Origin of the sequence: Pseudomonas sp. NFACC08-1 (assembly GCF_900106735.1) — a bacterium.
GTDB classification, from domain to species: Bacteria; Pseudomonadota; Gammaproteobacteria; order Pseudomonadales; family Pseudomonadaceae; genus Aquipseudomonas; species Aquipseudomonas fluorescens_Q.
This window is the reverse complement of the sequence record NZ_FNNL01000002.1, coordinates 606,406-620,702: the sequence shown is the minus strand read 5'-3', so window position 1 is coordinate 620,702 and position 14,297 is coordinate 606,406. Positions and strand designations below refer to the sequence as shown.

13 protein-coding genes are annotated in these 14,297 nt (G+C 60.7%); 7 read left to right on the top strand and 6 right to left on the bottom strand.

Translation table 11 applies throughout. The features are described from left to right. Positions 1–66: 66 nt before the first annotated feature. A complete protein-coding gene (locus BLU76_RS06365) occupies positions 67–1,074 on the bottom strand; it encodes an aldo/keto reductase (protein WP_092222036.1) in 1,008 nt (335 codons plus the stop codon). A 92-nt stretch (positions 1,075–1,166) separates the two neighbouring features. Between BLU76_RS06365 and BLU76_RS06360 the strand changes: the two genes are divergently transcribed. Next, complete coding sequence (locus BLU76_RS06360; protein WP_092222034.1) at positions 1,167–2,069, top strand: LysR family transcriptional regulator; 903 nt, start codon at positions 1,167–1,169, stop codon at positions 2,067–2,069. A gap of 133 nt (positions 2,070–2,202) precedes the next feature. Here BLU76_RS06360 and BLU76_RS06355 read toward each other — a convergent pair whose 3' ends face one another. Both BLU76_RS06355 and BLU76_RS06350 read right to left on the bottom strand, forming a co-directional pair. Beyond that, complete coding sequence (locus tag BLU76_RS06355; RefSeq protein ID WP_092222032.1) at positions 2,203–2,874, bottom strand: glutathione S-transferase family protein; 672 nt, start codon at positions 2,872–2,874, stop codon at positions 2,203–2,205. 179 nt (positions 2,875–3,053) lie between these two features. Continuing rightward, positions 3,054–3,806, bottom strand: a complete 753-nt coding sequence (locus BLU76_RS06350) for an SDR family oxidoreductase (RefSeq protein ID WP_092222030.1) — start codon at positions 3,804–3,806, stop codon at positions 3,054–3,056. A gap of 124 nt (positions 3,807–3,930) precedes the next feature. On the opposite strand from BLU76_RS06350, the gene BLU76_RS06345 reads away from it, so the two are divergent. Continuing rightward, complete coding sequence (locus tag BLU76_RS06345) at positions 3,931–4,839, top strand: LysR family transcriptional regulator (RefSeq protein ID WP_092222028.1); 909 nt, start codon at positions 3,931–3,933, stop codon at positions 4,837–4,839. Between the two features lie 204 nt (positions 4,840–5,043). Here BLU76_RS06345 and BLU76_RS06340 read toward each other — a convergent pair whose 3' ends face one another. Continuing rightward, positions 5,044–5,385, bottom strand: coding sequence for a YajG family lipoprotein (locus tag BLU76_RS06340; protein WP_072344635.1), 342 nt, complete (start codon positions 5,383–5,385; stop codon positions 5,044–5,046). Between the two features lie 151 nt (positions 5,386–5,536). On the opposite strand from BLU76_RS06340, the gene BLU76_RS06335 reads away from it, so the two are divergent. Continuing rightward, the gene (locus BLU76_RS06335; protein ID WP_003201330.1) at positions 5,537–5,773 is read left to right on the top strand and encodes a hypothetical protein; all 237 of its coding nucleotides are present in this window, start codon (positions 5,537–5,539) and stop codon (positions 5,771–5,773) included. Positions 5,774–5,816: 43 nt separating this feature from the next. Here the strand turns inward: BLU76_RS06335 and BLU76_RS06330 are convergent, their stop codons facing one another. Next, the gene (locus tag BLU76_RS06330; RefSeq protein WP_092222026.1) at positions 5,817–6,752 is read right to left on the bottom strand and encodes a hypothetical protein; all 936 of its coding nucleotides are present in this window, start codon (positions 6,750–6,752) and stop codon (positions 5,817–5,819) included. 112 nt (positions 6,753–6,864) lie between these two features. On the opposite strand from BLU76_RS06330, the gene BLU76_RS06325 reads away from it, so the two are divergent. After that, a complete protein-coding gene (locus BLU76_RS06325; RefSeq protein WP_092222024.1) occupies positions 6,865–7,350 on the top strand; it encodes a thiol-disulfide oxidoreductase DCC family protein in 486 nt (161 codons plus the stop codon). A 256-nt stretch (positions 7,351–7,606) separates the two neighbouring features. Here BLU76_RS06325 and BLU76_RS06320 read toward each other — a convergent pair whose 3' ends face one another. Then, entirely contained in the window at positions 7,607–8,794 is a 1,188-nt protein-coding gene (locus tag BLU76_RS06320) for a XylR family transcriptional regulator (RefSeq protein ID WP_092222022.1), read from the bottom strand. A gap of 155 nt (positions 8,795–8,949) precedes the next feature. Here BLU76_RS06320 and xylA point away from each other — a divergent pair, with 155 nt between their 5' ends. From xylA to xylG, 3 genes are all read left to right on the top strand, one after another. Then, entirely contained in the window at positions 8,950–10,266 is a 1,317-nt protein-coding gene (gene xylA, locus BLU76_RS06315) for a xylose isomerase (RefSeq protein ID WP_092222020.1), read from the top strand. A 147-nt stretch (positions 10,267–10,413) separates the two neighbouring features. Next, entirely contained in the window at positions 10,414–11,415 is a 1,002-nt protein-coding gene (xylF, locus tag BLU76_RS06310; RefSeq protein WP_025213958.1) for a D-xylose ABC transporter substrate-binding protein, read from the top strand. Positions 11,416–11,593: 178 nt separating this feature from the next. Next, complete coding sequence (gene xylG / locus BLU76_RS32210) at positions 11,594–14,287, top strand: D-xylose ABC transporter ATP-binding protein (RefSeq protein ID WP_371915035.1); 2,694 nt, start codon at positions 11,594–11,596, stop codon at positions 14,285–14,287. The last annotated feature ends 10 nt before the right edge of the window (positions 14,288–14,297 follow it).

The window sequence follows — 14,297 nt, the reverse complement described above, 5'->3', positions numbered from 1 at the left end:
TAGTGCCGGTTATGCAGCGAAGCGTCAAACGCGCTCATTCCAGCGGGCGCCTGCACGATCAATTGCTCAAGCGCTCTGTGGGACATTCGTGCCCATGCCCAATGGCAGGAAGGGTCGAATTTCCTCGATTTCCTCGGCGCTGAGGCGCAACTGCGCGCCGGCAATCAGCCCATCGACCTGCCCGCGGCAACGGGCTCCGACGATGGCACCGGTCACCACCGGCTTGCGCAGCACCCAGGCGATGGCGACTGCCGCCGCACTGACCCCGTGCCGTTCGCCGATACCGGCCAAGACCTCGACCAGCGCCAGGTTCGCGCTCAAGCGAGGCTCCTGGAAGTCCGCGCTTCGCGCCTTGCGCCAATCGTCGTCGGGCAATTGGGCGATACGTTCGCGCGTCATGCTGCCGGAAAGCAGCCCCGATTGGAGGGTGGAATAGGCCAAGACCCCCATTCCCGTGTGCTCGCAAAATGGCAGGACATCTTCCTCAATGTCCCGCATCAAGGCGGAATATGGCGGCTGAAGTGAAACGATCTCGGTCACCGCCCGGGCCCGCTTGAGCTGCGCGACATCGAAATTGGAGACGCCAATAGCGCGAATTTTCCCCTGTTCACGGGCGGTGGCCAACGCCGAAAGCGCCTTCTCGAGCCCTTCGCTGCTGCCGTCGGCAGGAAAGGCCGGCCAGTGGATCTGATAAAGGTCGATGGTTTCGACTTGCAGTCGGCGCAAGCTTGCCTCGACCTCGGCGAGCAACGATCGAGGCGCCAACGAATGTGAGATTGCCTTGGTGACCGGGTCCCAGATCAAGCTGCCCTTGGTGAACACCAATGGGCGCTGCGAAGCCGGCAGCCTCCGCAACAGCTGCCCGACCAACTGCTCGGCATGGCCCAAACCATAAACCGCCGCCGTATCGACCCAGTTCACCCCGCATTCAACGGCATACTCAAGAGCACCGAGGCTGTCCTCGTCGTCCTGCGCACCCCAGCTGTATTCCCAGCCGGTGCCAGCAATGGCCCAGGTTCCCAGGCCAATGGGTGAAATCAGGAAGTCCGATGATCCAAGACGATTCTTTTGCATAGCGAGTTCTCCACAGATGATGTGGGCAGTATCCGTGAGGGATCTCATGACGATAAGATGGGTAATCGTATTTGAACTACTGAACCGTATTCATGAATCAGCACCCCGATCTTTCCGAACTGGATGCCTTTGCCGCCGTCGCTCGCCATCGCAGCTTTCGCAAGGCCGCCGACGAGCGTGGCGTTTCGGCCTCGGCATTGAGCCACGCCATGCGAGCCCTGGAAGCACGTCTGGGTGTCAGGCTGCTCAACCGCACCACGCGCAGCGTTACCCCGACCGAGGCCGGCCACCAGCTATTGGCAACGCTGGCCCCTACCCTGCAGCAGGTCGCCGAAGCCTTGACCCAATTGACCTCGCTGCAAGACGTGCCTGCGGGCAAGCTTCGCCTCAACGTGGCGCGTCCGGCGGCACGCGCGGTATTTGCAAAAGTGCTCGCGCCGTTTGTGGCCAGGTATCCTCGCATTCAACTGGACCTGGTCACTGATGACGGCTTGACCGATATCGTCAACGGTGGCTTTGACGCCGGCGTGCGCTTTGGCGAAAGCCTGGCCGGCGACATGATCGCCGTCCCTGTCGGCCCCCCTCAATCGTTCGTGACCGTAGCCGCGCCAACCTACCTGGCCACGAAGGGGATCGCCCAGGCTCCACGGGACTTGCTTGACCATGCCTGCATCGCCCGGCGTTTTCCCAGCGGCAAACTCTACGCTTGGGAGTATCAGGCAGAGGGGCAACCGATCCGGTTGTCCGTCACCGGCCCGCTCATTCTTGAAGACGATGCGCTGATGATCCAGGCAGCCAAAGATGGCGCCGGAATTGCCTACGTCTACGAGGAGCTGGCGCGCGACGACCTTCGCAATGGGCATCTCACGGAACTGCTCGCGCAATGGAAAGCGCCGCCAAGCCGGTTTTTTCTCTATTACCCCAGCCGACGCCATGTGCCGCCGGCCCTGAAAGCGCTCATCGAGTTCATCCGGGCGGACGATTGGCTAACCTGAAACCGGCAGGCAAAAATGGCCAGTTGGGGCCAGCCCATCGTTGACCTACTCAACGAGGATCAGAGCGCTTTTTGATGGGTTCGTCATGTTCCCGACTCCCGATCGAAAGGCTTGGGTTGATTGATCGCTGCGGCTAAGCGGCAGCGATCAGCGCGCCTTGTTGGCGCAGATGCGTTTGGAATCGATCAGCATAGTCTTCGACAACGGCATCCCTTACGCTGGAGCGCGCCTCAAGCGCTTCACGCCAAGCCGAAATGCGCGGAAGGCCGTCGAAAATCTGGTGTGCGACAGTTGCGTCGATACTCTCGAAGTAACGGAAAAGCGGAGCATAAACCGCATCAACCATTCCAAAGGCCGAGCCATCGAAGAACGGCCCCACGCCTATTTCTGACTCCAGTTTGCCGAGCCGTTCGCGAAATGCGGTGCGCTTGGCATCTGCGGTCGCAGAGTCACGAGCGTGGAGAAACTGCCAGGCTTCAGCTTGCGTCTGCGACGCGAACTCGATCCACGCCCGATTCCGTGCGCGAGCTAACGCATCAATCGGGTACATCGGCGCGCCGCCTTGGGTTTCGTCGAGGTACTCGCAGATGACCATGCTTTCGAATAGGATCGCGTCTTGCGCATTGTCCTGGCGCACCTTGAGCACCGGGACCTTGCCGGTTGGCGAAACTGCCAGGAACCAGTCTGGCTTGGCTGATAGATCGACATTTATCCGATCGAATTGGATGCCCTTTTCAAGAAGCACAATCGCGGCGCGCTGTACGAATGGGCATAGTGGGTGGCTTATTAACGTAAGAGCGTTCATTGCTTTTAGTGGCTCTGAAGGGTTTATCAAGCGAAAACAGCGGCAGAGGTTTCCCCGCGTACCGCTGTTTGCACAGTCTGGATTGGACTCGTTCGTCGCTAAGTGCTGAGGCGGGCGTTCAGTATCTGATTAACTCAGCCCAGGCGATGTTGCACTCGCGCAATTCTTGAGCTGCGCCCTTAGCCATTCAGCAGGCGGCCGCCGTCAAGGACGATTTCAGAGCCGACCGTCCAGCGCGACTCGTCGGATGCCAGATACAGCACGGCCTTGGCCACCTCGTCGGAGGTACCGAAGCGCCCAAGCGGAATGGTTGCCGCGATCTCTTTGTTAAGTTGCTCGCGATAGGCTTCCGGAATACCGAGCTTGTCGTAAAGCGGCGTCTCGACGGGGCCAGGGCTCACTGCGTTGACACGGATGCCACGGCCCAGCAATTCGGTCGAGAGCGTCTTCGACATGTTCAGCAATGCGGCCTTCGTTGCGGCATACACGGACGAGCGATCTGCGCCTGCATGCGCGCTTACGGAAGTGGTCAACACGACGGAAGCAGGATTTGCGAAGACCGGCAACAGCGCCTGCATCAGGAAGTACGGCCCTTTGACGTTGATGTCGAAAGAACGGTCGAACATCTCTTCCGTCCATTGCTCAATGGGCTGCCAGACGGATACGCCGGCATTGAGGAAGGCAACGTCGAGTTGGCCGTAGTGTTCCTTGATGACTTGGGCCAGCTCCTTTTGTGCTGCAACGCTGGCCGAGTCGGCGCGCAGCACCCGCACTTCCGGGCCCAATTCGGCCTGGGCCTTTGCAATCGAATCGGGGTTGACACCCGTTACGATCACGCGAGCCCCCTCCGCGAGGAACTGCTTTGCCGTTTCCAGCCCGATGCCACTGGTGCCGCCAGTGATGAGCGTGCGTTTACCTTGCAAGCGCGACATTTGAATTCTCCGGTGAATGACCACTGCGGTCGACATGGAGAAATATGCGCTCATGCCCCGTATCGGATAAGACTGCGTATTCGCATATAATTCATGCAAATCAGGCATGAATCGAGGTAGAAAAGTGGACCGATTTCTTTTGATGACATGCTTCGCGCGTGCTGTAGAAACTGGGAGCTTTTCGGCGGCAGGGCGCGATCTAGGGTTGGGACAACCCAATGTAAGCCGCTATGTAGCGGCTCTGGAGGATCATTTGCAGACGCGCTTGCTCCACCGGTCTACGCGCAAGCTATCCTTGACGCCGGAGGGCGAACGCTACTATGCGGACATCCGGCGCATCCTGGATGCGGTGGATGAATCAGAATCGTCCTTCCGGAACAACGTCGAGCCATCGGGCCTCTTGCGCGTAGCCTGTCCGACAGCGCTCGCACACGCGTTTGTGCTGCCGTATGTGCCGGCTTTTTTGGAGCGCTACCCTCAATTGAACCTGGATCTCCAACTCAACGATCGATACGTAGACCTGGTCAATGAAGGCACCGAACTCGCCATTCGCATAGGACACCTGGAGGACAGCGCCCTGCGCGCCCGGCCTCTTGGGTGGTACGACCGAGTCTTCGTCGCCAGCAAGGAGTACTTGGCCAAACGTGGAGTACCGCAGACCCCGGATGATCTACGCGACCACGATTGCATCATCTACACCTTGCTGTCGTCCGGGGCGACCTGGCGATTCCGGGACGCGGACATTCCGATTAGCGGCAGGCTCAGGGTCAACTCGCCCGACGCTGTGAGTGCGGCGGTCGCCGCAGGCCTGGGCGTGGCGCATGGACCTGCGTGGCTGTTTGAGGGCGGGCTGAGCAGCGGGAAATTACAGTTCATTCTCACCAACCATGCGGCTCCCCCTGTCCCCGTGCAGATGGTTTATGTCGCCAATAGACTGCTCCCCACGCGGGCTATCGTGTTCATGGATTTTATGGCTGACGTGTTTTCAAGGATTCCAGCCTTGAACGGCAGCTCCCCCTTGCCGACGCTATAAGACAAAACGTGCCCCCTAATGCTCTTGCCGATCGCCGCGCGGGGGCGCGATGCCGGTCACGGCGGATGCGCTGTCCGGGCCGAAATACCGGGCTGGAGTCATCGTCAAACAAAAAAAGCCCCGCGACCGAGGACGGTGCGGGGCAAGGGAATTGGTTGGTTGCGGCCAACCAAAGGAGCACAGTGAAAAACGTTTACGGGCCGGTCAGATGCATTCCTGTGCGGCGCGTTCGAAACTCGAAGGCAGGAGGTTGGAGGCCAGCAAATGTCGCTCGTAGATGAAGACCTTGCCGCCGCTGCCGGCCTTGTAGGCTTCCAGCACGTTGTCCGCCGAGACTTTGCTCGGCACCACGATGCGGTAGCTGCGCTGGGTCTGCGAGACCATCGGGTTCAAGGCACTGCCCTGCAATTTCGGTACGACGCATTCAGCGTATTGGGCCGGCGTCTTGCTGGTCTGCAAGGTCAGGGTCGGATCGTTCGGCGCCGAGGCACAACCGGCCAGCAACAACGGGGAAAACGCCAGGGGAAGCAAAAATAAAGGGCGCATGGGTGGGGTCCTGAAAATAAAAATAACGGGCTGCGTGTTCGATGGCGCTGATTTTCCAATGATTGCCGGCAAAGCAGAACTTGCATTTCGTAATGGTCACTATTACTCCTAGCAATAGTTGCAAGCCGAGAAAGATTGATGAGATATAGCCATGAGAACGTTTGATCTGATTCGCGACGCGGTATTGCCCGACTTCCGTGAGCGGGTGGCTGATTACCTGATCCAGTACGAAAGCGTGCTACTGAGCAGCACCGAACCCGACCCGGAGCTCAGGCGCGCCACGGCCAATCAACTGCGCGGTTATTTGCGCGGGTTGAACACCACTCGGGTACTGGGCATGGCGGATTGGGAGGAGCTGGATCGGCGGGTGGTGAATACATGGCTTTAGCGCCCGGCCAGTGACAGGCCGGACTTCCAGGAATGGGTTCGATTCATTGTGGCGAGGGAGCTTGCTCCCGCTGGGCTGCGCAGCAGTCCTCTTGCGGCCGCGGCCCAACGCAGGCTTGCGCCCGGTCCACCAGCCGTTGCACCCACGCGGCATCCTGATCATTGATCACCCCATAGCGGTTCGGCGGTAGAAAATTCCAGTGATGAGCGGCCTCTTCCAGGCGCTTGAGCTCATCGGCGGACAGCCAATACGGCGTCTGCACCAATGGCATCGGCGCACCGTCGAAACGTCGGCCCAACTGCAGGTTCGTGCCGGGGGCGAAAGCGATCGCCAGTTGCTGGCGGGGTTGCAGGAGCTTGTTCGGTGCGGGCATTTGCCCTACTCGCCCGTAGCTGAAGTCGCCCGAAAACTGCTCCTTGAGCACCAGCCAATGCCCCGCTGCGGTCTTGGCCAGAATCCATTGCGATATACCGCTGTCTTGCACGCACTTCAACTGGCCGTCGGTCCATTGCATGAGGGTGTTGCAGTCCGGGTCATAGTCGTTGGACCACAGGCTGATGCCGGAGACCAGGGTATGGTGTTCGAGCTCGACCAGCCCTTGATCGGGCATCGATTGCCAAAATCGCTTGGTCGGGTCGCGCTTATCGCGCAAGTAGTTATGCAGGACCCAGGCAGCCATGAACAACAAGGTGGCGAGCACAAGCCAGCCAAGGGAATCCCCGACGATTCGGTCAAGGTCGACGCCTGGGGCGGATAACCCTTGATAGACCAGCAGCCCCAGCAGAAACGCGATGCCCGGCAGCACCGGGCCCAGGCACAGAGGCGGCACCAGCACCATGATCCAGCTGAAGCGATGCATGGTCGCGCGCTCCCGCGCCCAGGCCAGCTCCTGCTCCAGCATCGGCACCCGCTCCCGTGGGCCGATGCCAGGGTCGGGGGTCTGGAAGCGCATGTACAGGGTGTAGGTGTCATCGCTCATGGATCGGATCATGCCCTTGAAGTCATCATGGTCGAGCAACCCTTCGGGGCGCCCCTTGACGCTGGAACACGCGTATTATCCGGGTAACCAGGCGCCATGTAGACACCCATTCATGTCCATCTCCCAAACTCGCCCCACACCCGCGCCCTTGCTCGAGCCAGGCGAGACAGTGGTCCTGTTCGACGGCGTTTGTAAACTGTGCAATGGCTGGGCGAAGTTCCTGATCCGCCATGACCACGCCCGACGCGTGCGGTTGGCCTCCGTACAGTCGCCAGAAGGACAAGCCTTGCTTGCCTGGGCGGGCCTGCCCCTGCATCAATTCGACACCATGGCCGTGGTTCGCGATCAGCATTACTGGGTGCGTTCGGATGCGATTTTTGAAGTCGTAGCCCTATTACCCTGGGCCTGGCGCCTGGTGAAACTGCTGCGTTACGTCCCCCGCAGGCTTCGGGACTGGGCCTACGATCGCATTGCCCTGAATCGATACCAACTATTTGGCAAATACGACGTGTGCCTTTTGCCGAACGCGGATCATGAGCGGCGTTTTTTGAAGATTCCCACGCCTGGGACCTACCCGGCGGAACGGATCGATATTTAGCCCAGCAAATAAGCGGGGCCGCTTCGCGCCCCAGCGGGAGCAAGCTCCCTCGCCACAAGAGCGGTTCGGCAGTGGGTCAGTTCATCAGGAGCAGAGCTGTTTTTTTGTGGCGAGGGGATTTATCCCCGTTGGGCTGCGCAGCAGACCCTATGGCATCCACTCAATCAACCTGACGCACCGGTATGTCAGGTTTCGGGGCCGCTTCGCGCCCCAGCGGGAGCAAGCTCCCTCGCCACAAGAGCGGTTCGGCAGTGGGTCAGTGAGTTGCTGCATTGGCCCCCTGCTGATACTCCCGAGGGGTGCAGCCGAACTCGCGGCGAAACACCGTGTGCAGGTACTGCGCCGATTTGAAGCCGCAATTCTGGGCGATGTCGGCAATCGGCGAGTGGGTGTTTTCCAGGCCATTGGCGGCGGCAGCCAGTTTGAAACGCAGGATCTCGTCGTGGACGCTGCAGCCCCGCTCCTTGCGAAAGTGCGATTCCAGCGATGAGCGCGACACGCCCACATAGGCCGCCACCTGGGCCGTCTTGATGCCCTGGCAGGCGTATTGGCGGATGAAGAGCAGTGCCTGCATGACATAAGGGTTGCCCAACGGCTGATGCAGACTCGACACCTGCACATTGATCGCATCCGGCGGTATCAGAATCTGTGTGCCCGTGGACGGCATGCCGTGCAGCATTTGATGGAGCAGCCGTGCGGCGGTGCGGCCCATGGTTTCGGTGCCCTGGATCACCGAGCTCAGCGGCACCCGCGTCAGGCTGCGGGTCAGGGGATCGTTGTCGATGCCGATCAACGCCACTTCCTCCGGTACGGCGATTCCGGCGGTCAGACAGGCTTGCAACAACTGCCGGGCGCGGGCGTCGCTGACGGCGATGATGCCGATGGGTTTGGGCAGGCTTTGCAGCCAGGCGATCTGCTGTTCGACGGCGCTGTCCCACAGCGGTGCGCTGGTGCCCATGCCGCGATAGACCTCGGCGTGCAGGCCATCGCGCTGCACCAGCCGGCGAAAGGCTTTTTCCCGTTCCTGGGCCCAGCGATTGGCTTGTGCTTCAGGCAGGCTGAAACAGGCAAAACGCGTCAATCCGGCCTCGATCAGGTGCTCGTAGGCCAACGTCATCAACGCGTCATTATCGGTGGCGACATAGGGGATGCCTTTCGGGTAGGCGCGTTCATCCTGATAGGAGCCGCCCACCGCCACGACCGGCAGCTTGATTCCGGCCAGTGCCTCGCCAATCAGCGGGTCGTCGAAGTCGGCGATGATTCCGTCGCCCTGCCAGCGCTCGATGCCTTTCAAGCGACAGAGGAAATCCTCCTCGAGGAACAAGTCCCAGGACGCGCGGGTGCTGCTCAGGTAGTTGCCGATGCCGCTGATAATGCCGCGGTCGTAGATCTTGCTGCCATTGAACAACAGTGCGATGCGGTGAACGGGCGGGACGGTTTTCATTGGTTTAACCCTGGGCCGATGCACACAGACTAGGCGCGCAAGCGATGAACCTCAATACTCAAAATCGAACGCCCTGTTGGTGATTTTCATAATCAGCAACCTCGGGGCCGGCGTTAGTATCGAGACACCGCCAAGAATAAAAAAGGAACTCGCCCATGTCGTACTTCCCCGCTGTCGACAAGATTCGCTACGAAGGCGCCGCCAGCGACTCGCCGCTTGCCTTCCGTCACTACGACGCCAACAAACTGGTGCTCGGTAAACCCATGCGCGAGCACCTGCGCATGGCGGTCTGCTACTGGCATACCTTCGTCTGGCCGGGGTCGGATGTGTTCGGTGCCGGTACCTTCAAGCGCCCGTGGCAGCACGCTGGGGATCCCATGGAAATGGCCATCGGCAAGGCCGAAGCGGCCTTCGAGTTCTTCTCCAAGCTGGGCATCGACTACTACTGCTTCCACGACACCGATGTCGCCCCGGAAGGCATTTCGCTCAAAGAGTACCGCGAACACTTCGCCCAGATGGTCGACCACCTGGAGCGCCATCAGGAACAAACCGGGATCAAGCTGCTGTGGGGCACCGCCAATTGCTTCAGCAACCCACGTTTTGCCGCAGGTGCCGCCAGTAATCCGGACCCGCAAGTGTTCGCCTGCGCCGCCGCCCAGGTGTTCAGCGCCATGAACGCGACCCAACGCCTGAAGGGCTCCAATTACGTGCTGTGGGGCGGTCGAGAAGGTTACGAAACCCTGCTCAATACCGACTTGAAACGCGAGCGCGAGCAACTGGGCCGTTTCATGCGCATGGTGGTCGAGCACAAGCACAAGATCGGCTTCAAGGGCGACCTGCTGATCGAGCCCAAGCCCCAGGAACCGACCAAGCACCAGTACGATTACGACAGCGCCACGGTGTTCGGCTTCCTGCAACAGTTCGGCCTGGAAAACGAGATCAAGGTCAACATCGAAGCCAACCACGCGACCCTGGCCGGGCATAGCTTTCATCATGAGATCGCCACGGCCGTCTCGTTGGGGATCTTCGGCAGCATCGACGCCAACCGGGGCGACCCGCAGAACGGTTGGGACACCGACCAGTTCCCCAACAGCGTCGAAGAAATGACCCTGGCCACCTACGAGATTCTCAAGGCGGGCGGTTTCACCAACGGCGGGTTCAACTTCGATTCCAAGGTGCGGCGCCAGAGCGTGGACGAACTCGATCTGTTCCACGGTCATGTGGCGGCCATGGACGTCCTGGCCCTGGCCCTGGAACGCGCGGCAGCCATGGTCCAGAACGACCAGCTCCAGCAGTTCAAGGACCAACGCTACGCCGGTTGGCAGCAGCCGTTCGGCCAAGCGGTCTTGGCCGGTGAATTCAGCCTCGCCTCACTGGCCGAGCATGCCTTCACCAACGAGCTGAATCCCCAAGCCGTCAGCGGTCGACAGGAGATGCTCGAGAACGTGGTCAACCGGTTTATCTATCCCTGACAACGGGCAGAGCTGTGGTGCTGTGAGGTTGTTACATTCTCGCGACAAATCTCTGCCCACAGCGCTCGGCGACTCTCTACAGTTCTATCCGCACCACGCTCATCGTCAGGCAGTGTCTTTCAAACAACAATAAAAGGACGCACCACCATGAAAACATTCAAACGCACGTTACTCGCTGGCGCCCTCGCCCTGCTCTCGCTGCCGGTCATGGCCGATGCGGCCCATCCGAAAATCGGTTTTTCCATCGATGACCTGCGCCTGGAACGCTGGTCGCGGGACCGTGACTACTTCGTCGCGGCGGCGGAAAAACTCGATGCCAAGGTCTTCGTCCAGTCGGCCGATGCCAACGAGCAGAAGCAGATCTCGCAGATCGAAAACCTGATTTCCCGCGGCGTCGATGTGATCGTCATCGTGCCGTTCAACGCCACCGTGCTGACCAACGCCGTCGCCGAAGCCAAGAAGGCCGGGATCAAGGTCGTGTCCTACGACCGACTGATCCTCAACGCCGACATCGACGCCTACATTTCCTTCGATAACGAAAAGGTCGGCGAGATGCAGGCCAGCGGCGTGCTCAAGGCCGCGCCGAAGGGCAATTACTTCTTGCTCGGTGGCGCGCCCACGGACAACAACGCCAAGGTCCTGCGCGAAGGCCAGATGAAGGTGCTGCAACCGGCCATCGACAAGGGGGATATCAAGATCGTCGGCCAGCAGTGGGTGAAGGAATGGAACCCCACCGAAGCCTTGAGCATCGTGGAAAACGCCCTGACCCGGAACAACAACAAGATCGATGGCATCGTCGCCTCCAACGACGCCACCGCCGGCGGCGCCATCCAGGCCTTGGCCGCCCAGAAAATGGCCGGCAAGGTGCCGATCTCGGGCCAGGACGCCGACCTCGCAGCGGTCAAGCGCGTGATCGATGGCACCCAGACCATGACCGTCTACAAGCCGCTGAAGCTGATCGCCTCCGAAGCCGCCAAGCTCTCGGTGCAACTGGCACGCAACGAGAAGCCGACCTTCAGCTCGCAATACGACAATGGCAGCAAGAAAGTCGACACCATCCTGCTTACCCCTACACCGTTGACCAAGGACAACATCGACCTGCTGGAAAAGGACGGGTTCTACACCAAGGCGCAGATCGCCGGGCAGTGACCCAACGCTTGGGTTAAACACAGTTCCTGTGGGAGCGAGCCTGCTCGCGATGACGGCGGCACATCCAATATTGATGCAAGCCGAGCCACCGCTTTCGCGAGCAGGCTCGCTCCCACAGGGGGCTGATTGACTTCAGGGTTCCTGCGTATGTGTGAGCCCTTTTCCACGAGCCTTCGCCATGTCCGACTACCTGCTGCAAATGAACGGCATCGTCAAAACCTTTGGCGGTGTCAAAGCCCTGAACGGCATCGACATCAAGGTCAGGCCAGGTGAGTGTGTCGGCCTGTGCGGTGAGAACGGCGCCGGCAAATCCACGCTGATGAAGGTGCTGTCGGCGGTCTATCCCTACGGCACCTGGGACGGTGAAATCCTTTGGGACGGCCAGCCGCTCAAGGCGCAGTCCATCAGCGAAACCGAAGCCGCCGGGATCGTCATCATTCACCAGGAGCTGACCCTGGTCCCCGACCTGTCGGTGGCGGAAAACATCTTCATGGGCCACGAACTCACGCTGCCCGGCGGGCGCATGAACTACCCGGCAATGATCCACCGCGCCGAAGCCCTGATGCGTGAACTCAAAGTGCCAGACATGAATGTCTCGCTGCCGGTTTCGCAGTACGGCGGTGGCTACCAGCAGTTGGTGGAGATCGCCAAGGCACTGAACAAGCAAGCACGGCTGCTGATCCTCGACGAACCCTCCTCGGCCCTGACCCGCTCGGAAATCGAGGTGCTGCTGGACATCATCCGCGACCTCAAGGCCAAGGGCGTCGCCTGCGTCTACATCTCCCACAAGCTCGATGAAGTGGCCGCCGTGTGCGACACCATTTCGGTGATCCGCGACGGCAAGCACATCGCTACCACCGCCATGACCGACATGGACATCCCGAAGATCATCACCCAGATGGTCGGACGGGAAATGAGCAACCTCTACCCCACCGAACCCCATGACGTCGGCGAAGTGATTTTCGAGGCGCGCCACTTCACCTGCTACGACGTCGACAACCCCAGGCGCAAACGGGTCGACGACATTTCATTCGTCCTCAAGCGTGGGGAAATCCTCGGCATCGCCGGGCTGGTCGGCGCCGGCCGCACGGAACTGGTGTCCGCGCTGTTCGGCGCCTACCCCGGCCGCTACGAAGGCGAAGTCTGGCTCAACGGCCAACAAATCGACACGCGCACGCCGCTCAAGTCGATCCGTGCCGGCCTGTGCATGGTCCCCGAAGACCGCAAGCGCCAAGGCATCATTCCGGACCTTGGCGTGGGGCAGAACATCACCCTGGCCGTGCTGGATAACTATTCGAAACTGACCCGCATCGACGCCGAAGCCGAACTGGGCAGCATCGACAAGGAAATCTCGCGCATGCACCTCAAGACCGCGAGCCCGTTCCTGCCGATCACCAGCCTCTCCGGCGGCAACCAGCAAAAAGCCGTGTTGGCGAAAATGCTCCTGACCAAACCCCGCGTGCTGATTCTCGATGAACCCACCCGCGGCGTGGACGTCGGCGCCAAGTACGAGATCTACAAGCTGATGGGCGCGCTGGCGGCCGAAGGCGTGTCGATCATCATGGTGTCCTCGGAGCTGGCCGAGGTGCTGGGGGTTTCCGACCGCGTCCTGGTGATCGGCGAAGGCCAGTTGCGCGGCGACTTCATCAACCACGAACTGACCCAGGAACAAGTGCTTGCCGCCGCGCTCAGCCATCCCGATGGCCATAACAATAATGATCGGAAGTCCGCGCAGATGAATCAGGTCAAACAGCTGTTTTCCCGCTACAAAATGCTTGCGCTGGTGATCGCCGTGGCGCTGATCTGGCTGTTTTTCAGCTGGCAGACCGAGGGTGGGTTCGTGACCCCGCGCAACCTCTCCAACCTGCTGCGGCAGATGTCCATCACCGGTATCCTGGCCTGCGGCATGGTGCTGGTGATCATCAGCGGCGAGATCGATTTGTCGGTGGGTTCATTGCTTGGGCTGCTCGGTGGCCTGGCGGCGATTCTCGACGTGGTCTATCACATTCCGCTGCTGGCGAACCTGAGTTTGGTGGCCCTGTGCGGCTTGGTGATTGGCTTGGGCAACGGCTACATGACCGCCTACCTGCGTATCCCGTCGTTCATCGTCGGGCTGGGTGGCATGCTCGCGTTTCGCGGCGTTCTGCTGGGAGTAACCGGCGGCACCACCATTGCCCCGGTGTCACCGGAGCTGGTCTACGTTGGGCAGGGATACTTGCCGCACACGGTCGGGACCGGGCTCGGCATCCTGCTGTTCGCCCTGACGCTGTTCCTGACTTGGAAACAGCGGCGCAACCGTGCCCTCCATGGCCTGGCGGCCCACTCTCTGGTGCGTGACGTATTGCGCGTGGTGGTGATCGGCGCAGTGCTGGCGGGGTTCGTCTATACCCTCAACAGCTACGACGGCATCCCGGTGCCGGTGCTGCTCCTACTGATCCTGCTGGGCGTATTCAGCTACGTCACCAGCCAGACCGTGTTCGGCCGACGTGTCTATTCGGTGGGCAGCAACATGGAAGCCACGCGCCTGTCCGGCATCAACGTACAGGCCGTGAAGCTGTGGATCTTCGGCATCATGGGCGTGATGTGCGCCCTCGCCGGCGTGGTCAACACCGCACGCCTGGCCGCTGGCTCACCTTCGGCCGGCAACATGGGCGAACTCGACGCCATCGCCGCCTGCTTCATCGGCGGCACCTCCATGCGCGGCGGCTCTGGCACGGTCTACGGTGCTCTCCTCGGCGCGCTGGTGATCACCAGCCTGGACAACGGCATGTCCATGCTCGACGTCGACAGTTATTGGCAGATGATCGTCAAGGGCAGCATTCTGGTGTTGGCGGTTTGGGTGGATGTGAGTACGCGCACGGGGCGGCGTTGACGCGTACTCG